16 protein-coding genes and 1 tRNA gene are annotated in these 23,061 nt (G+C 52.8%); 2 read left to right on the top strand and 15 right to left on the bottom strand.

Annotation, left to right across the window (positions count from 1 at the left end; all coding sequences use genetic code 11):
- Window positions 1-6: 6 nt before the first annotated feature.
- Together DTHIO_RS05790 and DTHIO_RS05795 are read right to left on the bottom strand one after the other, a co-directional pair.
- The gene (locus tag DTHIO_RS05790) at window positions 7-1,125 is read right to left on the bottom strand and encodes a tetratricopeptide repeat protein (RefSeq protein ID WP_008869413.1); all 1,119 of its coding nucleotides are present in this window, start codon (window positions 1,123-1,125) and stop codon (window positions 7-9) included.
- Between the two features lie 222 nt (window positions 1,126-1,347).
- The gene (locus DTHIO_RS05795) at window positions 1,348-1,707 is read right to left on the bottom strand and encodes a LapA family protein (RefSeq protein ID WP_008869414.1); all 360 of its coding nucleotides are present in this window, start codon (window positions 1,705-1,707) and stop codon (window positions 1,348-1,350) included.
- 1,546 nt (window positions 1,708-3,253) lie between these two features.
- Between DTHIO_RS05795 and DTHIO_RS05805 the strand changes: the two genes are divergently transcribed.
- Window positions 3,254-3,730 (top strand): chemotaxis protein CheX, encoded by a 477-nt coding sequence (locus tag DTHIO_RS05805; RefSeq protein WP_008869415.1) that lies wholly within the window; start codon window positions 3,254-3,256, stop codon window positions 3,728-3,730.
- Between the two features lie 463 nt (window positions 3,731-4,193).
- Here the strand turns inward: DTHIO_RS05805 and DTHIO_RS05810 are convergent, their stop codons facing one another.
- The 4 genes from DTHIO_RS05810 to DTHIO_RS05825 form a co-directional block, all read right to left on the bottom strand.
- Complete coding sequence (locus DTHIO_RS05810) at window positions 4,194-4,889, bottom strand: metal-dependent hydrolase (RefSeq protein WP_008869416.1); 696 nt, start codon at window positions 4,887-4,889, stop codon at window positions 4,194-4,196.
- Window positions 4,890-5,210: 321 nt separating this feature from the next.
- Window positions 5,211-5,636 carry a putative toxin-antitoxin system toxin component, PIN family gene (locus DTHIO_RS05815; protein ID WP_008869417.1) on the bottom strand — a complete coding sequence of 142 codons (426 nt, stop codon included), beginning with the start codon at window positions 5,634-5,636 and terminating at the stop codon, window positions 5,211-5,213.
- Window positions 5,614-5,859 (bottom strand): hypothetical protein, encoded by a 246-nt coding sequence (locus DTHIO_RS05820; protein WP_008869418.1) that lies wholly within the window; start codon window positions 5,857-5,859, stop codon window positions 5,614-5,616. The genes DTHIO_RS05815 and DTHIO_RS05820 overlap by 23 nt, the downstream gene beginning before the upstream one ends.
- A gap of 296 nt (window positions 5,860-6,155) precedes the next feature.
- Window positions 6,156-6,713: a UbiX family flavin prenyltransferase gene (locus DTHIO_RS05825; protein ID WP_008869419.1), complete on the bottom strand. Its 558-nt coding sequence runs from the start codon at window positions 6,711-6,713 to the stop codon at window positions 6,156-6,158.
- A gap of 116 nt (window positions 6,714-6,829) precedes the next feature.
- Here DTHIO_RS05825 and DTHIO_RS05830 point away from each other — a divergent pair.
- Window positions 6,830-6,906: transfer RNA gene (locus tag DTHIO_RS05830), tRNA-Arg, on the top strand.
- A 55-nt stretch (window positions 6,907-6,961) separates the two neighbouring features.
- Here DTHIO_RS05830 and DTHIO_RS22925 read toward each other — a convergent pair.
- From DTHIO_RS22925 to DTHIO_RS05870, 9 genes are all read right to left on the bottom strand, one after another.
- Entirely contained in the window at window positions 6,962-7,288 is a 327-nt protein-coding gene (locus DTHIO_RS22925) for an ADP-ribosylglycohydrolase family protein (RefSeq protein ID WP_353740048.1), read from the bottom strand.
- Window positions 7,182-7,781, bottom strand: a complete 600-nt coding sequence (locus tag DTHIO_RS05835; protein ID WP_050775141.1) for an ADP-ribosylglycohydrolase family protein — start codon at window positions 7,779-7,781, stop codon at window positions 7,182-7,184. Before DTHIO_RS05835 ends, DTHIO_RS22925 begins: the two co-directional genes overlap by 107 nt.
- Window positions 7,782-7,929: 148 nt before the next feature.
- The gene (locus tag DTHIO_RS20400; RefSeq protein ID WP_083803930.1) at window positions 7,930-8,100 is read right to left on the bottom strand and encodes an ADP-ribosylglycohydrolase family protein; all 171 of its coding nucleotides are present in this window, start codon (window positions 8,098-8,100) and stop codon (window positions 7,930-7,932) included.
- A 9-nt stretch (window positions 8,101-8,109) separates the two neighbouring features.
- Entirely contained in the window at window positions 8,110-10,236 is a 2,127-nt protein-coding gene (locus DTHIO_RS05840; protein ID WP_008869420.1) for a UvrD-helicase domain-containing protein, read from the bottom strand.
- Window positions 10,237-10,450: 214 nt separating this feature from the next.
- Window positions 10,451-16,735 carry a DEAD/DEAH box helicase gene (locus DTHIO_RS05850; protein ID WP_008869422.1) on the bottom strand — a complete coding sequence of 2,095 codons (6,285 nt, stop codon included), beginning with the start codon at window positions 16,733-16,735 and terminating at the stop codon, window positions 10,451-10,453.
- 39 nt (window positions 16,736-16,774) lie between these two features.
- The gene (locus tag DTHIO_RS05855) at window positions 16,775-17,035 is read right to left on the bottom strand and encodes a HigA family addiction module antitoxin (protein ID WP_008869423.1); all 261 of its coding nucleotides are present in this window, start codon (window positions 17,033-17,035) and stop codon (window positions 16,775-16,777) included.
- Window positions 17,036-17,094: 59 nt separating this feature from the next.
- A complete protein-coding gene (locus tag DTHIO_RS19580; protein ID WP_008869424.1) occupies window positions 17,095-17,598 on the bottom strand; it encodes a type II toxin-antitoxin system MqsA family antitoxin in 504 nt (167 codons plus the stop codon).
- Window positions 17,595-17,918, bottom strand: coding sequence for a type II toxin-antitoxin system MqsR family toxin (locus DTHIO_RS05865; RefSeq protein ID WP_008869425.1), 324 nt, complete (start codon window positions 17,916-17,918; stop codon window positions 17,595-17,597). The genes DTHIO_RS19580 and DTHIO_RS05865 overlap by 4 nt, the downstream gene beginning before the upstream one ends.
- A gap of 103 nt (window positions 17,919-18,021) precedes the next feature.
- Entirely contained in the window at window positions 18,022-22,908 is a 4,887-nt protein-coding gene (locus DTHIO_RS05870) for a DNA methyltransferase family protein (RefSeq protein ID WP_008869426.1), read from the bottom strand.
- Window positions 22,909-23,061: the final 153 nt, after the last annotated feature.

Raw genomic sequence — 23,061 nt, forward strand, 5'->3', positions numbered from 1 at the left:
TTTGTTTCATTCACCAAGCTGCGTTCTGAAGGAAATGGAATGCCAGCTGTAGCACCTGGGACAGTTGAAAAACAGCTGCTCCCTCTTGAGACCGCACCTCTGGCATACAAAACGTTTTACACTGTTTGCCCTGCGGGTGAAAAACATAAGCTGTGCTTTGAAACTTTCTGTCAGAACCTGATGGTCCAGGCTCAGCTCCAGCATCTCCAGCCTGGCCGGCCAGAAGTCAGGACCAAGAACCAGGGTTTTTTCCAGCCACTCCAGGCACTCGGTGTATCTGCCGCACTGCTTCATGAAAATCGCGCAATAGTAGCACAGCACCATATCCTGCTCCAGCTCGGAAACGGTGTTGACCACGATGCTGGAACACTCGAACTGCTCCTGCAGGTTGTCGCCTGCAGATGACCTGGCTGCAATGAATTGAAAAAGACCCTCCAGCAGTACAAAGCGCAATTCGCGTTGAACATTCTGCAGGCCGCTTTTCAGGTCAAAACGCAGATTCGTCCAGTTCTGATGCCGGTAATCCCTGCAGACTATTTCAACCCAGGCCTCTACTGAACCCGGGTAAACCTTCAAGGCCTTTTCAATGAGTTTATAGCCGGCCCGGTCATCTTTGGACTTTTCCTCCTCCTGCCTGGCGGCCCTTACCAGATAGTGGGCCTGGGGCAGGGGCTGCTCCAGCAGGGCGTAGTACTGAGCCGCTGTGCTGAAATTGGTGGAATCAGCGGCCAGCCTGGCCATTTCCTTGATAACCGCCGGATCGTCACCGGTTATCTCATGGGCCTGTTCCAGGGCTGCCTGGGCACGGTCCAGTATACCGGCCCTCTTGTAGTCCAGGCCCAGTTCATACCAGGCCCTGGCCTTGAACTGCGCCTCCAGGTGGGGGCGGGCGATGAGATTGGTCCTTATCTGGATGGCTCGCTCTATCTCGCCCTGGGAACGAAAAAGATTGCCCAGGGCCAGATAAATTTCCACGGCATCGGGATTGTTGCGGACTACGCGGCTCAGCTCCCCTATGGCTGCAAAAGTGTCCTGGGAAGGAGGCAGAAAACCTTCATGCGGGTAAATTATCGAGGCATGCTGTTCTTTGATCTTGCGCCTTAAGCTGTGCAGCCACTTTACCATCAAAAAACCTCAAAGGCCCTGCCTTAAGCAGGGCCCTGAAAATGAATAAAGACTACAGATGCAATGGAAAAACTCTGAAACCAGTAAAGTCAGGCTTTCAGCCGAAACGCCTTAGAGCAGTGGCACCAAAGCATCCCAGGGTCTGCTTGTCCTCCCGGGTTCTCTACTGCTGAACTTTTTCAGGCCTGCAATCAACCGGAGTCCAGAGCTTTTCCTGTGGGGCTAACGGCTTTCCTGCTCTTCCTGAGAAGAGGTATTCAGGCCCAGACTGTCATCTTCAAGGGGCATATTGCGCAACGAGGTGATCTCTTTTTCAAGATCGGCAATCTTGGCTTTGCACCGCTTGACTTCGCCGTTCATTCTTATTTTTTCTCCCAGCAGATATATCAGGGCGATAAAACCGCCGGCCAGAAAACCAAGCAGAACAATCAGGTAGTAGGGGATATCAGTGCTTGTGAATTCAGCCCCAAAAATTTCCAGGTGCAGCTTGACGGTTTTGGACAGCAGTTCATGGTTCTGCACGAAAAAAAGCATGGCAAAGAAAAACAACAGAATCAGCAGGGCCACCCTTAAATAACGCATGGCTATCTCCTTTCTCAGGTATAGGTTTCAAAATGTGCTCTCAGTCGATCATACGCAGCAGACAATTATCCGGCATGACCGAAGTATCGCTCATTACTGCCATAAATGAAAAATCTCGTATCTGTTTCCAAGCAACTACAATTCCAGTTCAGTTATTTCAGCATGTAGCTCTCACCCAGGTTTGTCATTTTATGCTTACACCACCCAAGTAAATCCAGGCCACGGTGCAACTCCCCTTCCTCAGGAAGAAAGTATGGGTGTATCCATGTGTGGGTGTAAAGATCTTTTGACTCCCATACGCCCCTACTCCCATACGCCCATACTTCTTAACCCCGGGGGTGGTTGTATGAGCTCCCTTCCTTATAAAAATTCCAAAAGCCCACCACCCAAGTAACTCCAAGTCACGGTATAGCTCCCCTCCTTAGCCAAGGAGGGGCCGGGGGTGGTTGTATGAACTCCCTTCCTTATAAAAATTCCAGAAACCCACCACCCAGGTAAATCCAGGCCACGGTGCAACTCCCCTTCCTCAGGAAGAAAGTATGGGTGTATGGGTGTATCCATGTGTGGGTGTAAAGATCTTTTGACTCCCATACGCCCCTACTCCCATACGCCCATACTTCTTAACCCCGGGGTGGTTGTATGAATTCCCTTCCTTATAAAAATTCCAGAAACCCACCACCCAAGCAAGTCCAAGCCACGGTACAACTCCCCTCCTTAGCCAAGGAGGGGCCGGGGGTGGTTGTATGAGATCCCTTCCTTATAAAAATTCCAGAAACCCACCACCCAGGTAAATCCAGGCCACGGTGCAACTCCCCTTCCTCAGGAAGAAAGTATGGGTGTATGGGTGTATCCATGTGTGGGTGTAAAGATCTTTTGACTCCCATACGCCCCTACTCCCATACGCCCATACTTCTTAACCCCGGGGTGGTTGTATGAATTCCCTTCCTTATAAAAATTCCAGAAACCCACCACCCAAGCAAGTCCAAGCCACGGTGCAACTCCCCTCCCTTTGGAAGAAGGTATGGGTGTATGGGGGTATCCATGTGTGGGTGTAAAGATCTTTTGACTCCCATACGCCCCTACTCCCATACGCCCATACTTCTTAACCCCGGGGGTGCTTCGTATTAGATGATCTTTTTCTTATTTAAATCAGATCTGCAGAATACGCATTTTCCGGCTTTGGAACCCGGGATATGCTCTATCCTCAAGGGAGCCAAAAGGTTTTTCATAAATTTACTAGCCCCTACAGAAAACAATTATCGTTTATTCTCGCATGGTTACAAATACTCTTTTGAGCCACAAAATCATTGTGGCAACACATAAACAATAAATATTTCCTTGTAAAGCAGTCAGTGTGATAGTAGTGAAATGCTGTTTCCAGGTCAAGGCTGGAAAGCAGGGCATGGGTTTCGGAATTGACTTTTTGCTTTGCTCTGTTTAATCCGGAAACTTCGGAACTAATGTACCTCAATTCCCGTTTCTCCAGTGAATACCGTTTATTATCGGGTTGTGACCAGGCAAAGTTATCAAGAAGGTTTTATTCAGTATGGATCAAAAAGTACAGAAGGTAATCAAAACATTTGTGGGTTCGGTGATAAATGTCCTTGGAACCATGGCCATGGTCGATGCCAAGCCGGGCAAGGCTTACGTCAAGAAAGACAACACCGCCCGGGGGGACATCTCCGGGGTCATAGGCTTCTCCAGTCCCAACGGGAAAAACAAGGGGACCATGTCGGTGAGCTTCACCCAGTCTTCTGTTCTGGGCATAATCAACAATATGCTCGGTGAGAACTACAAGGAAGTAACCAACGAGGTCACCGATGCCGTGGGGGAGTTGACCAACATGATTTCCGGCCAGGCCAGAAAAGGTCTGGCTGAGATCGGGATGCAGTTTGAAGGTGCAATACCCACCGTGGTCACAGGCAAGGACCATTCCATAAGACATGTCTCGTCCTCGGCCATCCTGGCCATCCCCTTCGACACCGACGGCGGTCCCCTGACCGTGGAGATATGCATCAGCTGAGCGAACCATTCAGGGAGTACCAACAATTGCTACCGAGAATAGACTTGAGGCATACTCCCCAGCCGTGAGCGGCAAAGCCGCCCGCTCGCCCCGTGAAACAGACTTTTGTCTCCGCGCAGCGGGTTTCACCGGGGTGAGCAACGAAGTTGCCCGTGCCAAAAAAATTTTATTAGGCACGGAAAGCCTTCAGGCTTCACACGGGTGCTCCGCACACACGGTTTTGAAGAATAAATATCCCCAGCAAGGCATTACCCGCCTGGCAGACAGGTAAATTGGCATATCTCCCCCCTGAAGGGTTACGCTGAGCGAACTATTCAGGCTGTGCTGCAATCGGCCAGCAGTTACCACCCTGGAGTCCCTGAATGGTTAAAACTCAAGTGCAGGCAAAAAGGGCCGCCTTAAAGCAGCCTCTTTTTTGCCTGCGATTGCGGCTTGCATCCGGAAAACCTTTCGACCGGTCAACCTAAAGGTCGATGCTTTCTCCGGGCTGCATGGCCAACAGCTCTGTACCAGGAGCTCTGGCCTGAAGCTCTTTTTTGTAATTCTCTGTATTCTGTTCCAGCACCGGAAAAGATCCCCAGTGCATGGGTACTGTCTTTTTGCATCCAAGAAGCCTGCAGGCCAGGGCCGCCTGCCTGGGATCCATGGTGAACACCCCGCCTATGGGCAGAATGGCTACGTCAATATCATAGAGTTCCCCCCAGAGCTGCATGGTGGCGAAAATTCCGGTATCCCCTGCATGATAGAGACAGGGGCCGCCTCCGGGCAGCGTTACAATAAAGCCTACACATGAGCCCTGATCCGCGGAATGATCAGCCTGGGTCATGGTGACCTGAACCCCTTCAAAGTCGATGGTCCCACCGATGTTGAACCCGATGCCGTTTACTATCTTACCCGGGTCTACCCCCATGGACTTGCATTTGCCGGCCACCTCCACAATGGCTCCCAGGTATGCCCCGGTTTTCTGGCAAATATCCACAGCCTGACCGATATGATCAGCATGGTCGTGGGTAACCAGCACCAGGTCGGCCTTCTTGACATCCCCTGAAGCTGAACCTGCTGACGGGTTGCCTTCAAACCAGGGATCGATGAGGATATTCAACCCGGAGGTCACAATCTCAAAATTCGCATGCCCGTGCCAGATAAGTTTGCTGGACATAAAAAATACTCCTTTCTTGTTAAGCTTCTCATGTTTACCCCGCTTGACTTGTGAAACCTTCTATCATTTCACTGGGTGAACCCCAGTGCATTGGAGGAAAATGTACGGGACAGGCAAGGCAAACAGCCCAAAGGACTCCCTGTCAAGGACAAAGGTTTCACTGGTACCCCATGCCCCATGCCCTCTTCCCCATGTTTACCCCGTGAAATATACGAAGTATCAGCGCAGCGAATTTCACCGGGACCCCATGCCCGCCTCATGCGCCATGCCCCATGCCCTATGCTTTCTTGCCCCATGCGCCATGCCCTATGCCCTCTGCCCTTAAACTTCATTCAAAAAATCCATAAACTCTCTTGGGGACATGATGCGGATATGGAAATATTTTTTCAGCTTTTTCAAATGCTGGTCTCCAGAAATGATAAATCCGGCGTCCAGGGCAATAGCGCATTCCAGAAATTTATCATCCCCTGAATCCTCCTGAATAACACTGAGGTCAGGAGTGACCCCCGCATAAAGACAGTTCCATCCCCTCGCGAACAGCCCGGACAGATCCTCCAGGCTTTTTTTATCCGTTACACCCAGTCTGATCAGCACCTCCATGTATTCTTCCACAATATCCTGAGAAAGACACAGGATAATCTGTCCATTTTTCCAGAGATCTATGGTTTGACGGGGGAGACCGCCGAAAAAAGAGGACACAAAAACATTTGTGTCTATGACAACTTTATATGTTTTTTTCCCTGACATCCTGTACTGCTTTTTCTATGTCAGACAATGCCGCTTGGCTGGAAAGCTGCCTGCCGATCCTGTCCCACAGGTCATCAATGTGGGCACTCATGTCTCTTTCGTTAATATATTTGATAAGCAGTTCCCTTACCAGCTCACTCAGATTTTTTCCTTCCTGCCTGGCCAATTGGCCCGCATGGTCTTTAAGACCTGGATCAATCCTGACAATCATCTGTGTGGACATTTTATCCTCCATTGTATATACAAATGTATAAGCTGATTTTTCTCCAATGAGTACCTGCTTAGACTTTTAAGGAAGCTGGGGACCAGTTCATAAGCATCATGCAAAATGCTGAACAGATATTCCAAAGACACGCTTCAAAACAGCTTGATTTAAAACTTATGTATAAACAATTTATATAGTTTCCAGCACAAGGTCAAGCCCAGTTCAACCCAGCTCTCCTCTCTTGTTCTCCCTGCCCCATGCCCCATGCCCTATGCCCTATGCTTTCTTGCCCCATGCGCCATGCCCCATGCGTCCTACCCTCCCTCCCAACGCCTGGACACACTGTTCTCTATGCCCAGCGAATCCATAATCCGGGCGGCTATATGCCGGATGAGATCCTGCATCTCTTGGGGCTTGTTGTAAAATCCCGGACACGGGGGCAGAATAACCGCGCCTGCATCCCTGGCCGCGAGCATATTCTGCAGGTGCACCCTGTTCAGGGGGGTCTCTCTGGGCACCAGGACCAGTCTGCGGTTCTCCTTGAGGGTGACATCCGCGGCCCTGTGTATGAGATTGCTGCCCAGCCCCTGTGCTATGGCAGCCAGAGAAGCCATGGAGCAGGGACAGACCACCATCCCCCCATGCTGAAAAGAACCGCTGGCCATAGGGGCACCCAGGTCATCCTGGCGATATATGTTCTCAACAAGACTCAAGGTTGCTTCATATCCGGGAGATTCCAGCTGAAGAACCTTGTATGCAGCACTGGAGACCACTAAGTGCAGCTCAATATCAAGACTGATAAGCTCCTGGACCAGGGTCAGGGCATAAGGCATCCCGCTGGCCCCGGTAATGGCCATAACAATTTTATTCATAACCTATCCTTTTTAATGACATAACTGGTGAACATACGCCAGATGAAGGGTGATATTATTTCAAAGACAACAGCCTTGACTTTTGAACCTTTGCAACATAACATTATTTTCTTAACGGGCAATTAGCTCAGTAGGATAGAGCGCCAGCCTCCGGAGCTGGAGGCCGCAGGTTCGAATCCTGCATTGCCCACCACCAAAAAATCAGCACTCATCCCATCAGATCAAATAGTCCTGAAGTATCAACATGTTTAAGTCTTTATTCGTTTAAAATAAACGTCAAAATCCTCAGCCATCCACAATTTCTTTGAGTCATTTTTTGAGTTAGAAGTCTTTTCTGAATAAAGCCTGTCCGAAAGTTCAAGGATTTTTTCCTTCATAGCCAGTTTTTCAGTCCAGTGCGGGGGGATGCCGTCAAAGCCGTAATATGCCCCGGCCAGCTGACCGCAGACAGCCGCTGTGGTGTCTGCATCATCTCCTAAGATTAGCGGCCCGCAGGACTGCATCTCTAAACGAAACGGACCTGGCAAAACACCACAGGGCCGCTTCCAGGCTCTGGACCACGTATCCGGTTCCATAAAGATCCGACTCATCTTTTTCCAGGTACCCTGCCCTGGCAATGGCTGTAATTTTCTTACTTCCCCGAAAAGAGTCCCTGTCCGCCAGGAGTATTTCTTCTTTGCTCCGCCCTGATAAAGCCCTGACCGTCATCCTGGCCAAGAGTCTGCAAGCATCGATGCATTCCTCTGCCCCGTGGGTTGTCCTGGAGCTTTGCCCGGCCATGCTCTCAGCCAGATCCATATCAGGAAAGTACTTCATGGGTACTGGTGCCAGGCGCATAATGGAGCCGTTGCCTGCCGACCTGGGATGGGTTGAACCGGAGTAAGGCTCACCGGTTTTCAGGTATATTTGCAAAGCCGAAGCCACGGTACTGCCGATATCAAAGCAGGACCCGGTGCTGCTCAGGTATCCGGTTTCCATCCACCTGCAGTATCTTTCCATCTGGTCCCGGACGTCAAACCCGCCCTTTTCAGTCAGGCTCTCTGCCAGGCACAGGGCCATGGTAACCATTCAGGGGGGTCTCGGTGGTGGCTACTGGCACCAGGCCTGGGGACTGTCCCGCACTTATTTTTCCAACGCCAACAGCCAAAAATTGTCCATCAGAAAAAAAATAAGTGCGGGACTGTCCCCCGGGACGTTTCCTGCGCCCCCTGAATGGTTACGAGGTATCATCAGTCCACTGACCCGGACGCAGATTAAACGGTCCTCCACCGACCATATCTCTGAGCGGCTCAAAGCTGCCCCTGGGCATAAACTCCACGGTGGTGCCCACGGCATCACCGGCAGCCAGGCCGGCGAGGCAGCCCCGGAATCTGTCTTGTGTGGTCAAAACTCTGTTCTACAAAGCAATAAATGGACTCTGTCTGCCATAGCTGGTGACCACCAGTTCCTGTCTTGCCCGGGTTGCTGCCACATAGAACAAGGCTCTTTCCCTCAGTTCCCGGTCATCTCTTTCCGCTGCATCATCCGTGGACTCTAAGGAGTTGCGCAGGGGCATGACCCCGTCGTTGACCCCGGCCAGGATCATGGTCTCGAATTCCAGGCCTTTGACCCGGTGCAAGGTAGCCAGTCTAAGGCCCGGGGCGTTTCTGTCCTCTGCTGCATCGTGGCTGATGGCATATACCGGCACTGCGTTATCCTGCATTACCTGCTGGTAGCGCTTGAGCATGGATTTGGTCCTGACCGCCAGACAAGTACGGGCCAATGCGCCTTCTGCGTCCTTTTGCCGGGCCAGCTGCACCAGGTATTTCTTTTCCTCCTCAAAGGAAACAAAATGCTTTATATCCGGCTCCAGGCCCCGCAGTAGGGATGTGGTGCCCTTAGTGTCGTCACGGCCTTCATCCAGATCATCGATGACAAGGTCTTCAAGTACACTTGTAGCCCAGCGTCTGGTCTCCTCGGTGGTCCGGTAATTGACCCGCAGTTTGCGGCTTCGACCCACAATCTTTATACCGCACTGCCCCAGGATTACCTTGTGCCGGTAAATTCGCTGGTGGCCATCACCTACAATAAAAAGGTCGTCTGGACCTTCCGGAACCATCTGCCGCAAAAGCCTGAAGGCCTGGGTGCCCATGTCCTGGGCCTCATCCACCACAATGGACTTATATGGCAGCCTGAGTCCCTGCACCTCCAGTATATTCCGGGCATCGCGCATGGCATCATCCGGTTCGCGCCACCCGTTCTCATTCAAAAGCAGCCGGTATTCTTCAAAAACCGGCCAGATTGTCTTGCGCGCCTTGCGGTTCAGAGCCACACCGCGCCCTTTGCGCGAGGCTTTGCTGTACTCTTCAAAACTGGCCACTCCCTGGGGCTGGAGCACGTTGGACCACTCCTCCCGGTAAAAAGATTCCGGCAGAGCCGGTTCTTCCGGGGCGGCAGCCATGGCCTGCTCCCACAGCTCATCTGTCTTGTGGGAGTAGATGATACTGTATGAATAGCCTGAACGTTTCAAAAAATCCGAAACCCACTTATCCAGATTGACCACTTCTATTCTAGCCTGCTCTTCCGGAGAACAGATGGTCTGCAGGTTGGACTGGATGTCCGCAGCCAGGTTCCGGGTAAAAGTGGTCATAAGAATCCAGTCATGCTCCCCGGTAAATATCTCCCTGGCCAGCCACCTGGCCCGGTGCATGGCTGCCACTGTCTTACCGGTGCCTGCCTCCCCCAGAACCCGGACAGGTCCGTTCCAGCTGCGCTGCACAAGCTTGCGCTGGGTGGGATGCAGAAATACCCGCCACTTCTCTAAGGGGGCCTGCAGCATGGTCTGCAGTTCCAGGTCATCAGTGATAACATGGAAACGCTGCTGGGAATCGGGCTGATCCAAGGCAGTTTTGATGTCGCTGGTATCCACCTCTTTTTCCGTCTCTGTCTTGCCGGTCTGATCAAAGACCTCCTGCAGCGAAAACCCTTGAGCCAGAAAAAATAAAGCCTCGTAAGCCTCCTGGGGCAAAGAGCCAAGCATTTCATCCAGCTCTTCCTCTCTGGTGATTTTTCTGACCCTGGCCAGCATCTCCCGGGGGACTCCCAGCTGCACAAGGTGCCTGTCGCGAAACTCATCAAACAGACCCGACACAGCTGCGCTGCTTACTTCCTGCTGCTGGACCTCATGGCCTGAGACCTCCATTACGTCAAAAATCTGCAGACTCCCGGTATCGGGATGGACCGCGCATTTTTTGCGCCTGGCCCAGGCATAGGCCTCATCGTGCTGGTCCACCCACAAAAGAACATACACGTTGTCGCTGTCAGGTTTAAGTACAATACCCCGGTAATCGTCCCCGATACGCACCGAGCGAAACCCCGGGTGTGCAGCGTCATGGATCTTTTCATAATTTATACCGGGAATCTCAGGATTCTGGCGGAACTTGGAGACGAAGCTTATGGCCTTGTTCTGGACTTTTTTGGGCAGGCTGGCAAAAGCATTGAAAAAATCACTGGAAATGGCCACAGTGGGTTGGTTCTGGGACATAAAAAATCTCCCTATGGTTTTGAAGGGCAGGTGCCCTTTTATTCATCCAGGGTGTAAACGTAACCATTCAGGGGGTCCTGGTTGGTGATTACTGGCACCAGGCCTGGGGACTGTCCCGCACTTATTTTTCCAACGCCAACAGCCAAAAATTGTCCATCAGAAAAAAATAAGTGCGGGACTGTCCCCGGGCCGGTTCCGGCGTCTACCTGAATGTTTACGTGTAAACAGTCCATCCATGTTCCTGCAGAATTTCTGCGTCCTTTTTTTGCTCATGAGTAAGGCAGGCAATCTTCTGTTCCGGCCAGGCCAGCTCTGCCTCGGCAAGCACCCTGCCCCCGGCATGCAGTTCAAAACCAACTTCAGGGGCAGGCCAGCCCTGGCTGCGCATCTGTGACAGGCGCTCATGCAGTTCAAGACCGGCAAGCTCAAAGGCCTCCTGCCACTCAGGATCGTCTTCCCGGGCAACTAAAGCATGAGATGCCCCTGCATCCTGATCTGAAAAACTCTCAATGAGCTGGTCATACATGCCCTGCCTGAGTCCCTGCCGGGTGCAGAAAAAGGCTCTGGGCAAAAACTGGAAGATATTATACAGGCGCAGGAAATTAATCCAGCTGCGCTCAAACCCTGTTTTCTCCTGGGCTTCTTCTGTATCATCCAGGCAGCAGAACAGGCGCACACCCGAAGGATCCGCACTTTTCAAGGCATTCCTGGAGGCCAGGACAAACAGGTTAACCGGCCCAGGGTTCAGGCTGCCGATCAGAGACTCGTGCACCCGGGCATCCAGCTCCTGCAGTAAAATATCCGGGACCACATGGTCCACCGCCTGCAGCCACTCATCTCTTGCATCCTGGGAAGGGCTCATGTCCAAGAGGCTTACAGCCTGGGCCAGGGCATAATTCTGCATATCCTTTGCCCGTAAATCAGCCAGAAAATGTGCCAGCAGGGAGAAATTGTCCCTGGTATGCAGTTCCCGGCATCCTTCCAGGTCAAGCTGGCTTAGCAGCTGCACGAACTTCTGCCGGCCCATGGGACTGTCCCCCGGATGCAGAAGATCCGCCACCTTTTCCTGTCTCTGCCTGACCTGTCCGTGGATATCCTTCCAGGTCAGGCTCCAGGTGTGAAAGCGCCCACTTTGCACCAGGGCCATACGCTGAGCCATATCCTGGCCCATGCGCTGCCTGTGAAAGGCCAGTCCATCGGCGTAAACAGCCACAGGTCTGCCGGCCTGCCTGCTCCGGGCTGAACGGATAACAAAATCCGCCCGGCTTGGTATCACCACTGCCTGTGCCTGTCCAAGCTCCACCTGGGGTTCCACCTCGTAGGCCTGCGCCCTTAGTCGCAGAAACCTCCCCGGTTTGCCCCGGATGACCTCTTTGCGCAGCTCCACTGTCCAGCCCTGTCTGTCCAGACTCTGCAGACCTTCCAGGAAAAGCACCTCAAGCTCGCTTTCCCCCAGGCCTTCCACCCGGATCTGCTGCAGATTGTCCACCTGGCGCAGGGTATCGCGGTGGGACAGAATTGTGGACAGCACTTCCTGGGCTGTCTGCCTGGAAGTGGTGGGCATAAGGTAGCTGTGACGATAGGCCAGAAGACAGTTGTAGCAGCCGTCACGGTCCGGGTCTTTGTGACAGGAGCAGTTGGTCAGGGCCTGCATGGCCTTTTCCAGGACAGTAAGCATGGTTTCGGAGCGCATGAGCTGCTTTAAAAAGCCGGTGCCCCCGGGCACAGTGTCGTACAGAACTAAGTACTGCTTACGCAGGCTGGAATCCGGCACCGGTTCCTGGCTCAAAGTGGTCTGGAGATGGTCTATGGCATAGGCTGAACCACCGAAGTGATGCCGAAGACCCAGCTGCAGTGCGGCCACAAAGGAATCCAGCCGCTTTTTGGAGGCCTCTATACCAGTAACCGGCACCAGGATCTTGATGGCTTCCGAGGTAAACTCCCGGTACAGAAAAACACTTTTGACAAAATTGGCCTCGCTGTCTTTATCCTTGGCTGGACAGCCAAAGGCATGCTTTATCCGGCCGTCACGCTTCTGGACTTTGCCGCAGTGCCTGCACAGCACAAAGCCCGCCCCCTCCAGGTCTTCTCCAGCCACCTGCATGGACCGGCTGTTTTGTCCCTGGGGACCGAAATTGATGTCTCGAAATACCGCCCTGGAGATAAACTCAAAACCAAAGGGGTGCTGCGGGTGTTCAATCTGGTAAGCATCCCTGATGGCCGCATTATCCACATCCACCAGGAGCTGGGTGCTGTAAAAGGCCGGGTCCCGCTGATCCGACTCGTCTGTTATGCGGCTGTCCCAGTCCGGGGCATTGGCCATGACCTGCCTGACCCGGACAAGTTCCTGCTTCCTGCCCTGGTCTGTCCACATGGGACTTGCGCACCTGGGACAGACTGCTGAACCGCCGGCCCTGGCCTCGGGCTCGCAATGGGGGCAGTTGCTGCAAAGTCTCCAGGTCTCCAGCCCTGCCGTGCGCAGGTCCACCTGGTCCACTTCCACCCGCCTGCCTTCGGCGTAAAAACGATTACCCGGGGCCAGTTCCCGCAGGCCGCTGGAGGCTGGACGCTCGTACTCAAAATTCAGGGTCTCGTACCTGCCCTGCCCTTTCTGCTGAATTTTCCTGCGGCGATAGATTATGGACTGCAGTAAAATCCCCTGTTCTGGAAAGGCATAGTTGGGCAGAAGCCCCTCGTCTGTTAGAAAATTGTAGGTGTCCCTGGAGTTGATATTGCGTATGAGGGCCATGAGCCCGGAGCGCTCCTGGCGCAGGCTGTCCATTTCATCCTCATGGTTCTTGTCCCGGACCGGGCTGTTCTCCCGGCGTTTTATCTCCCGGTACAGCCGGTCCACCTGGGTTTTTAGGCCCTTTCTTTCCTTTTGCAGGTCATACAGACGCAGCAGGATGCGATAGCCAAGTCCGGGATGCTCCTGGCTGTCTCCAAACACGAACTGCTTCAGATGATTAATGGAGTCCTGGCTTAGCTCCTGGTGAAAAAGACCTGCAAAATCGTCAAAAAGCCGGGTCTGTCTGGTCTGGATATACTCCATGAAGTTATGGGGAAAAACCTGTCTGTCCTGGCGTTGAAAGGTGTCCAGCACAGTGCTCAGGCGTGAAGGCACCGGGTCGGTTCCGGGACTGGCCTGCACCCAGCGGTCCAGGCAAAAGGCTGTAAACTGCCTCTCCAGAACTGCCGAGGCATCTAGATACACTCCCGGAGGATGTACGTAACCAGAGATCATCTCTAAGGGCCGGGCAAAAAAGTACAGGTCATGGGCCTGACCGGCAGCCACGGTCAGATTCAGGGCATTGCCGTCCTTGCGGCCGCTGCGGCCGGTTCTCTGGACATAATTGGCCTGCCCCGGAGGCACGGAACATTGCAGCGTGGCGGAAAGACTGCCGATATCAATGCCCATCTCCAGGGTGGGGGTACTGGACAGCAGGTTCGGATACCAGGGTTTTCGCTGTGCATCCGGGGTCTTGAATTTCTGCTCCAGCTCTTCCCTTGTGTCCCGGTCAAGCAGCCCTGTATGCTCCCTGGCCACCACCCGGTTGATTCTGCCCCGGATGTACAGCCGGCCATAGTAGTCCGCCCCTCTTTCTGCCGGGTCGAAAATCCCCTGACACCCCCGGCGCAGACAGGACATGCTGCTCCAGACCTCATGATCCGCCGCTGCCCCGGAAAGGCTGAAACCACAGATGCTGCACCTGAATTGCTGCACCTGGTTGGTGATCTGCAGGGCATCCGGCTGCAGGCCGTAAATATGGTGTCCGTCCTGGAAGCGGTCCTGAACCAGCCCGTGTTTGTTCAGAGAAGCAAAGACCAGGTTGTAAAACCGCTGGGCAAGCCCGGGCTGGCGCATGGCCAGGTTTGGAAAATAGTTGAAGGCCCACCACTCATACCAGCTGTTGCGGCTGCCGCTGTGAGTAATCTGAGGGAAACGGTCCATACCCGCCCTGGTGGTTACAAATCCCGGAGTGCGGGTCTTGGGACCGAATCCCGGCATCCAGTGCTTCCGCCTCTGGCTGATATAGTACTCTTTGCCCCAGTTTTTGACGTACTCCTCTAAGTCCGGGTCAAAGATGCCCCCCTGGTTTTTAATCTGGACAGTGAGGCCCATTAAAAAGGAGGCCAGTGCATTATTATTGATGCTCTGGCCTGAAGTGTCCCCTGAGTTCCCTGCAGTGCCCTGGGGCATCCGCAACTCTTCCATTTCGTTTTGCAGGATCATTTTCAGTTCTTCAATCACCAGGCCCATTCGCTCCGGGTCAGGTCTGGCCACAGAGGCCCCGGACTTTTCCAGAGTCCGTCCAATACGGCTGCTGAATCCATATTCTGACACGGTTTCAAAACGCAGGCGGCGGGCAATGAGGCTTCCAAGATCCGACCCTGATGGCAGGCAGTCATGCTTTTCTAAGTGTTCTGCATCATGCAGCCAGGTCATGTTGGAGGGCATAAAGGTAGCGGCGAAGTTTTCAGCATCCATCCGGCTCTGCATATAAGCCGGCATCTCCCGGGAAATACGCTGCAGGCTGTGGCCTTCGGCCCTGTCCTGTACATACTGCTGCAAAGCAGCCCTGAAGGTAAAACGAAACGTCCTGGCTCCGAAAAACCCGGCCCGGTGTGCAGCATCCTGGACATTATCCGAGAAGGCTATGCACTTGGGATCAAAATTGTAACTGGAAGACATGAACTGACCAATCATCACGCTGGTCAGGCTGGCGGCCCGAGAACCCAGCAGGGTCAGGCTGTTGTGAGCCCCGCAGGATGGGCAGTGCTTGACTGCAGATTCCGGCACCAGAACTGCTATGGTACCGGTCTGCCCGCACCCCCTGCATTCGTCTCCTGACTTATTTCCCAGGTGCAGGCACCAGGGGCAGAGCTGCATGCTGTGCCCGGGAAAAAAGGAAGATCTGCTGCCCTGCTCCTGGGGAAAAATACTGGTCAGTCTCTGGGAGGGCTTTTTGCTGAAAAAATCCACGTAGATGGCTTTCAAATCGCTTTGCAGGCCGGCACCATGCAGAGGAAGCCTGCCCAGCCAGCCCATCTGGCCGCATTCACGGCAATGCAGCAGAGGCAGATGCCGGTTTCTTTGATCCTGGGTCAGGTCATCTGAAAAGCGAATCTCCGGAGAAGAGCCTACTGAACAGACCATGCGCCTTAGTTCCCTGTACCAGTGCTGTACCCGGACATGGATAAAGGGCCGCAGTTCTTCCTGGTCCAGGCTTTTAGCGGTTGAAATGCAGGCCAGCAGACTTGACAGCAGAAGACTTGCGTACTCAGGTCCGCCGGATTTGACCTGGGGCGAGGCCTTGCCCCCGAGTTCGTCTAAGATGTGCTGCATGCTGCGCACCTGTCCGTCCACCACCCGCAACAGGTTGTGCACAAATACATGGCTTTTCAGAGCCTGGCCCAGGTCCACCCGCCACTGGCTCTTATCCGGTTCAGCCTGCAGATCCAGACCCGTCCACAACTGGATCTGGGCCTCCAGAAAATCCCTTGGGGTATCATACTTCTCCGGCTTTAAAGCATCCATATCCCGTGGTGCCGGTATGTCCACCCGGCTTATGAGCTCACCGCGCAAGAAATCATCCGCATTCAGGCGGCTCTCTGTAATGAGTGCCTCATGGTCAAAGTCCTGACCGAAGATTTTGCCGGCGTACCGGATCAACTGATCTGTGGAGTCGTCACCCCCCAGAGTGGCCGAGGTGCCGATGGGGCACAGGTATCCGGCAGGAGTACCCAGCCTGGACTGCAGGCGGCGGAGCAGGCAGGCCAGGTCCGTACCCTGGGCACCGTCAAAGGTGTGAAGTTCGTCCACCACTATATAGCGCAGGGTCTCGGGAGTGTTGGCGGCCCACAGTGCGGCGTCCCTGGCCCGGAGCAGCAGGTAGTCCAGCATCTTGTAGTTGGTGAGCAGTATATCCGGCGGGCTTTGCCTCAAAAGGTCCTTATCCGTTATAATGTGATCCTCGCCCATGGTGGAACTGGGATCAGCGGTGCTTTGTCCCACAAAAAGCCCGGCAGTTACCCGGCCCCGAAGCCCGGGATTTTTCCAGATGGTAGCCGCCAGCCTGGAAGCCTGGTCAAAGGCCAGGGCGTTCATGGGATAGAGAAGGATGGCCTTGATGCCTGGGGTACCGGAATTGACGCGGCAATATTCCAGGATGGGCTGGTTGTAGCACTCGGTCTTGCCCGAGCCGGTCCCGGTGGCAATAAGAGTCCCCCGGGGCTTCGGCCCTGAGAGCCTGGCAAAGGCCTTTTCCTGGTGCCTGTAAGGAGTGTAGCCAAGGGGTACATGGGGAAAATATTCCTGGTCGCCGCCTTTTTCAAAGGGCAGCTGCAGTGAAATGTACGGACCCTTGTTTAGACTTCCATCGGTACTTAGAAACTTTTCCAGTACACCATGGAAAAAGGGGTTGGTGCTCTGAAAGGTGGTTGCCAGGAAATCCTTCAGACCCTGGTGTATTTGTCTGGAAAGGATGGAAGGGATCATGTTTAGGCACTCTTTTCTGGGTTGCGGGCACAGCCCGCGTTAGCTATATCGTCTATACATATGCTCAAGGTTACGCCAGAAAGAAGCATCAATTCCCAAAACAACCTCCAGCTTTAGGACGATGTCCTCTGTAAGTACGGCCTTACCTTTGATAACTTCATTGATATGATCCTCAGGTACGCCCATCCTGTGAGCCAGCTGGTCCCGGGTCATGCCTATGGCTTCAATAGTCTCCAGAATGGTATCCCCAGGAGGAAATACATAGACAGGCCAGTATTCATTTGTCCTTACTTTTTCCATGAGAATCCTCTATTTTTTATGTTTGGCTGGACTTCTGGGTTGTCTTGGGAATTAAATTTTCAAATCTGACTCTTCCTGAAGAACCAAAACCCATCAGATAAATTATTCGGATACTGTACTGAAATATTTTTATCCGGGTTTGAATCTCTGTTACCGGTTATAGTCTTAATGGTCTCAGGATAATCGTTCAATATGCGCATGAGCCAGTCTAAGTATCTGCTTTGTGGACTGACCCCGGTTTCATAGCGGGCAAAATTCTTCTCCCCGACCTTGAGCAGTCTGGCAAAACTGGTCTGGTTATATCCAAGCTTTTCCCTGATAGACCTTATTTCATCAGGAGTAAGCAGACCGTCAACTTTTCGCTGAAAGGCGGTCAACTCCTTATCAAAAAGCCTGGAATCTTCTGCAGAAACAAATTCCTCTTCACAAGCGTCGCAAATAAGCAGGGGATAGTCGTCGATAATCTTCGCCTGGCCCTTATATTCAAATTCTTCCCGCTTGAGATGCCTCTGAATATAGCCTTTGCCGCAAACAGGGCAGGACATGCCATTTGCAAAACTCATATCTCTCCTCCCTGGTCTTCCTTAAATGACAGGACCAGCAGATGTTCTTCTTTGTTTTCAGTGATCTTCCACTTCACATAAAGACGGTGACCATCATAGCAGGTCTTATATGCATCCTGCCAATGCCCCTTAATCTGCCAGTCTTCCTCTGATTTGCTGAAATCAGAAGGCTTGATGTTCAGCAACACATCTTTTATTCTTTGTTCGTTAAAGTTTAGCTTGAAAGCTGTTGTTTTTGCAGACTTCACAATGATATATTTATCTGAATCAATTAAACTTTTAGATTTTTTCAGATCATAGTGAGGTTTCCATTTAGCCAAACCAGCCTCCAGCCAATTGCAGTATCATTATGATACTGATTGTTGTTTTGTCAAGAAAGAGTGTTTCAATCTGTATGTGTCTGTTTTCATGGCCTTAATGAGATCACCGGGGATAATTATCCTGAAATCTTCTTTCAAACTCTTCCCAGACTACCTCATAGTCCTCTTCCCTGTCACACTTATCAAAAGGCGGCAGGTACTCCATGGTTTTTTCGTATGGGCCGGTGGGCAGGGTGTTGTCTGTGAATGTACGGGTCAGGGGCCGGCCGGATTTGGATATGCGGATGATCCGGCCCTGGTCATTTTTGGTTTCTTGGGTAAGCTCATTCCATTCAGGTCTGGAGAATCCCACTCCGGTCAGGCCTTTGGAGTTGGTGAATGCTATACGGCCGTTCTGGTCATACCATGTGTCAGCTTCGTATTGACGCATGACCGGGAACTGAACCCTGTATATGGTTTTGAGTTCTTCCAAAGTCATCCCCAGGGCCTGAGCAGTGAGCACGTCGATCTCCACCAGGGCCTGGCGTCTGGCATAGTCTGTGCGCAGGGCGCAGTCACGATGCCATTTGGGTCTCAGGCTGCGGAAAAATGAATCGGGCAGCCGCGGATCTGATTTTGCCCAGGAATCAGCAGTGAAAGAGTCCTGCCAGCAGGAGGACCAGAGAGAGGCGTAGTGGTTGGTGAGGCAGGATAGTGTTAATCCGAATAATAATATCTTATCGGATGAATCAAAAATAGGAAAATTGTACCATGTGAAATGCAAATTGCTTCTTCCCGTAGTTTTTACAAAGAAATCAGCGGTTAAGCTCATCCCATAAGCAGCAGAAGTTACAAGTTGTTGAGAGGCTATAAAGGCTGTTGTCTGTACGCCATGCGTATGACCAACATTCTTTGTAACTATCGACCCAACTAATGTTCTCTCAGCAGATGGTCCAATCATTCCTCTATAGGCCAACCGATAATAATCAGTCACCGGCCTCCCATCCCAAGGCACTTTTGGAGTGCGGCGGTGGTATTCTTCTTGGGAGCAATTGGGGACATAGTTGGTCCGGGGCAGATAATCGTCAGGAAGGTCGGTCAGATCCAGGATGTCATAGTCTGCGTTTTTGGTGCATTCCGCCCTGGGCGTCTTGTAAAAAGGATTGCCCACAAAGAAGTGTGGCCCTGATAAAACCCACTCCTCCGCCGTATCCGGGAACTGAGTGTCGCGGCGTATGGTCCCATCATTTTGTGAATTGGTCTCATGCCACATTTCTGTAGAAAAATATTCCCCCTGCATGTCTCCCAGCTTAATGGGCTGGGCCGCAAATTTTTCCAGAACCTGCACAAGTTCCTTAGAATGAATAGCAGGCAGACGGGCCTGCAATGCCGGAGTACCCTCAGGATCGTACAGCCTGGCAAACAACTGCAGTTCCTTTTCTGTGACGGGTATCAGGCGGGAAGCATGACCATGAACATTCCACTTGTTATGTTCATCTTTTATTCCTGGAATCTGGCCATGACCACTATGTTCAAAGCAATTATCAACGGTTTTGGGCACATATAGATTTGCAGTATGGATAAAGCTGACTGTATCGCCCCAGTACCTGTAGATATTGACGCTAAAGGAATTGTGATGGTCTATATCAGAGAATAATTTCAACTCATTCACAAACTGAAAATGATACCTCAATCTGGGATATATTTCCTCCCGCAACCTGCCACCCTTGGGATCATCATACACTCCTTCAGGATGCAAGAAACCAGATACGCCATTCTGCTTCCCATATCGCCAGGCCTGGGGCAGGAAGCACTTGTAAAGGTTGGATTGCATTCTGTGCAGGGCCGGGTAGTTCTGCCTGGCATTGAGAAACATCTGCGTGCCTTCTGATTCTTCGTAAGCCTGCAGGTAGGACGGGGTCAGATTCAGTTTTTCCAGGGTCTGTTCACGCAGCCTGGCCAGTTCCGGGGCGCTTTTTTTCCTGAGCACAAAAAGAGGCTCATGGTCGCCCATGACTTCGCCCTCTTCCCATTGCACCTTTATCCACGGCGGATTACCCAGAATAAGGTCAAACCCTCCCCTGTCCTCGATGATGTCGGCAAATTCCAGTTCCCAGTGCAGAAAGCGGTACTTCTCAGCCAAATCACGGGCCAGCTTCAGACGTTCCAGCTTGTCGCACAGGCCGTCCACATTCACCCGGCCCAGGTTTTCATCTGCGGCAGGTTTGGCCTGCTGTTCCGGTATTTCGATTCCCGGCATCCTGGGACGTCCGTGCTTATCCGTGACATTGGTAGCCTCATAGACCTCTCCCTGAAGAATCAGGGACATCTCTAAGAGAAAGGCCTCTCTCGAGGGCAGCAGGTCTGTCTGCTCCAAGGGCCAGAACCACAGGGCGCACCAGTAGTCCATGGCCAGTTTGAGGCGCTTGAAAGGCGTGGAGTGCCTAAGTCCTTCAGCCCACTGTTCCTGGCGCAGGATGCGGTCCTTGTTCCTGACCGGGGTCTGGTCCTTTTCTTCCATTGCATGGCCAAAGAAGGACAAGGGATCCCTGGTGCTCTGGCGTAGCCTGCGCTGCCTGGCCACATGCTCCGCCCATAGCTCATCCACTGCCTGGGAGAGCTTTTGCAGCTGCTTTATATCCTCCTGGCTGAAAGGCCTGGTAAAATTTTTTTTCCATTCCTTTAAAGCCTGGAAGGAGTCAGGCACCAGCTTCTTTACGTTTTTGTCCGAATATGCGGCCATATTCTTGTCCGGCAGCAGGAAATGGTACACTGTCCCCCGGGGACGCCGGGCTCCCGGCTGGATACGTTCAGGCACACTGTCTAACCACAGGGGATCGCTTTTGGACTTTTTTCTCAAAAGGTTTGGCTGGAATACATCCCTGCGGGCTCCCACCAAGGAATTGCCGCAGACCAGCTGGTTGCCGAACCAGGGTACATAACCCCCGGCGTAGATGGTGTTCAGCCACAGGGAAACCTCGGCCAGCTCCACTGCCACGGGATTGAGGTCCACTCCAAAGACATTGTTGTCCGCCAGGTAGGTCTTGACCTTCTGCTTTTCCCGGGCCAGCTCCTCTACGCTCAACCTGGTGTCCAGCTCGTTCTGTTTCCTGTCGAGATAGGCCTGGGCCAGCTGGTTTACGGCTTCGTTCAAAAAAGCAGCCGAGCCCATGGCCGGCTCGCATATGGTGAGTTCCAGGATATCGTCAGCCTTTTTGCCCTGCAAAAGCTCCTGCAGGGAATATTTCACCAGGCACTGGGTCAGGGATTCGGGGGTATAGTAGGATGCTGATTGCTGCCTGTCCCGCCCGGACATGCGGTAAATAAAAGTTCCCTTAGTATAATGGGTCAGGCTGCCGTCCTGATTGTAGACCAGTTCGTCCTGGGAGTATTCAGGCAGTTCATCCTCTTTGACAAAATAGGCTATGTCGAGAGTATTCCAGGCCTCACCGGATTTTTTCACCTCGTACAGGCCGCCTTCGTTCTGGACGAAAAAACCCCGGTAGGACAAAAGGCCTTCATACACTGCTCCCAGCTGGTTTATGCCCAGCTGGGCATAAGAGATGCGTCCCCGGCGCTGGTTGCGCCCCCTGGCCTCCCTGGTCAGGGACATGAGCCGGATGATTCTTTGCAGGACCTTGTTTCTGATTTTGACCTTTTTGAGAATTGGAGTGCGCTCCTGATCAAAAAGGTGCGAGCGCAAGGGAGGAATGCAGAAGGTATTGTGCAGGGATTCATCCTGCATCATCTGCTGCTGTTCCTTAGCGCTGCCGGCCTGGGGATAGCCGTTGTAGACCAGTTCAAAAAGAAGCTGCAGGGAATCGTGGATGTAATAGCCCTCCTGGGATTCGGTACTGGTCAGGGGCACCATTTCCAGCTCCCGCAGGCTTTCTAAGCTGTAGCCGCTGCGGTAAGCCCCGGACTGCATGGGCACATAACCCAGATCCGGTCTGGCTTCGATGTAAAACAGAAACAACAGCCGGTACATGTAGCGCAGGCATTCCTTAGAGAGCCAGGCCGGGTCCAGGTCTTCATCTCCGGAAAAAAGTCGCTGGTGCAGCTTGTGACGCAAATACCAGACCGCTTCATTGCCCAGCAGCTCAATACATTCGCGCAGGGCATACTTGAGGTCTTCGGACACGGCATAGGCGTGCTTGTGGGAGTTTTCCTCCAGGGTGTCCAACAGGGGGATGCCGTCCCGGGGGCAGACACTTTCCCTATGTAAAAGAGCAGCCATGGCCTTGAGGGTGGAATCCTCTCTGCGGCCCAGAATATCGTTTAAGTCAAAACGCAGCAGGCGTTTCTGGGGCCATTTGGCCCTGTCCAGCAGCAATATCTGGGAAGTGCCGGCCAGAATCACCCATCGCGGCGGTTCCTCCCTGGCAAAAACTGACTTGGTAAGCAGGGTCTGCCAGTCCAGGTCTGAACAGGCGGCATCATTTTCATTTGAGGACAGTGTGTCATGGGTATCAGGGGAATGCTTGTCCCTGTCTTCTGGGGTGGAAGATATCCAGGCTGCCCCTGGTCTGGATTCACAGGGCCGGGAGTTATGGTCATTGGAAGGAGAGCAAAACTGGCCGGGTAGAGGGCTCAGTTCCAGAGGGTCCACTTCTTCCCGGCCGAATTCATCCATAACAGGCAGTATCCACAGCTCCGGGGCACCGGAACCCTTCTGGATCTCCCCGGCTATGGGAAACTGCCTGCCTCCGGGGCCTTCGCCTGTCCCGGGCTCAAAGGGATAACCCAGGGCGGATATGAGCTTTTCAAGAAACTCTTCCTGGATGAGCTGCCTGGCACCAGGATCTTTTGCCTGGAACAGATCGTTTCGCAGGCGGAAGTAATCACGGGACAGGCCGCTGATGATCGATGCCGGCGTGGGGATCTTTTCTTCCTTTTGCCTGCGGTTCCACTCCTTGAACAGATCCTTCAGGTCATTCTCCAGAATGGCTGTGAGATAGTGGTGCGTGTAAAATTCATTTTCGTTGCTTATGCCGGTCAGGTCGAGGGGCATAGGTTGTGTCCTTTGTCTGGAGGGCAGGATTCATTAGTTTTCATCCGGAAACGGTTCTTTTTCCCTTTGGCGGCGTCAATCTGCACAATTATTCGTCAACGTATTAAGATACGCCTCCTCATAATTGCTTGATTTCCTTGCCAAAATAAAAAA

This window comes from Desulfonatronospira thiodismutans ASO3-1, assembly GCF_000174435.1.
Lineage (GTDB): Bacteria > Desulfobacterota > Desulfovibrionia > Desulfovibrionales > Desulfonatronovibrionaceae > Desulfonatronospira > Desulfonatronospira thiodismutans.

Excerpts from the sequence above, each read along its gene's own strand:
- DTHIO_RS05790 (WP_008869413.1), bottom strand. The coding sequence starts at position 1,125 with ATGGTAAAGTGGCTGCACAGCTTAAGGCGCAAGATCAAAGAACAGCAT.
- DTHIO_RS05795 (WP_008869414.1), bottom strand. The coding sequence starts at position 1,707 with ATGCGTTATTTAAGGGTGGCCCTGCTGATTCTGTTGTTTTTCTTTGCC.
- DTHIO_RS05805 (WP_008869415.1), top strand. The coding sequence starts at position 3,254 with ATGGATCAAAAAGTACAGAAGGTAATCAAAACATTTGTGGGTTCGGTG.
- DTHIO_RS05810 (WP_008869416.1), bottom strand. The coding sequence starts at position 4,889 with ATGTCCAGCAAACTTATCTGGCACGGGCATGCGAATTTTGAGATTGTG.
- DTHIO_RS05815 (WP_008869417.1), bottom strand. The coding sequence starts at position 5,636 with ATGTCAGGGAAAAAAACATATAAAGTTGTCATAGACACAAATGTTTTT.
- DTHIO_RS05820 (WP_008869418.1), bottom strand. The coding sequence starts at position 5,859 with ATGTCCACACAGATGATTGTCAGGATTGATCCAGGTCTTAAAGACCAT.
- DTHIO_RS05825 (WP_008869419.1), bottom strand. The coding sequence starts at position 6,713 with ATGAATAAAATTGTTATGGCCATTACCGGGGCCAGCGGGATGCCTTAT.
- DTHIO_RS22925 (WP_353740048.1), bottom strand. The coding sequence starts at position 7,288 with ATGGAACCGGATACGTGGTCCAGAGCCTGGAAGCGGCCCTGTGGTGTT.
- DTHIO_RS05835 (WP_050775141.1), bottom strand. The coding sequence starts at position 7,781 with ATGGTTACCATGGCCCTGTGCCTGGCAGAGAGCCTGACTGAAAAGGGC.
- DTHIO_RS05840 (WP_008869420.1), bottom strand. The coding sequence starts at position 10,236 with ATGTCCCAGAACCAACCCACTGTGGCCATTTCCAGTGATTTTTTCAAT.
- DTHIO_RS05850 (WP_008869422.1), bottom strand. The coding sequence starts at position 16,735 with ATGATCCCTTCCATCCTTTCCAGACAAATACACCAGGGTCTGAAGGAT.
- DTHIO_RS05855 (WP_008869423.1), bottom strand. The coding sequence starts at position 17,035 with ATGGAAAAAGTAAGGACAAATGAATACTGGCCTGTCTATGTATTTCCT.
- DTHIO_RS19580 (WP_008869424.1), bottom strand. The coding sequence starts at position 17,598 with ATGAGTTTTGCAAATGGCATGTCCTGCCCTGTTTGCGGCAAAGGCTAT.
- DTHIO_RS05870 (WP_008869426.1), bottom strand. The coding sequence starts at position 22,908 with ATGCCCCTCGACCTGACCGGCATAAGCAACGAAAATGAATTTTACACG.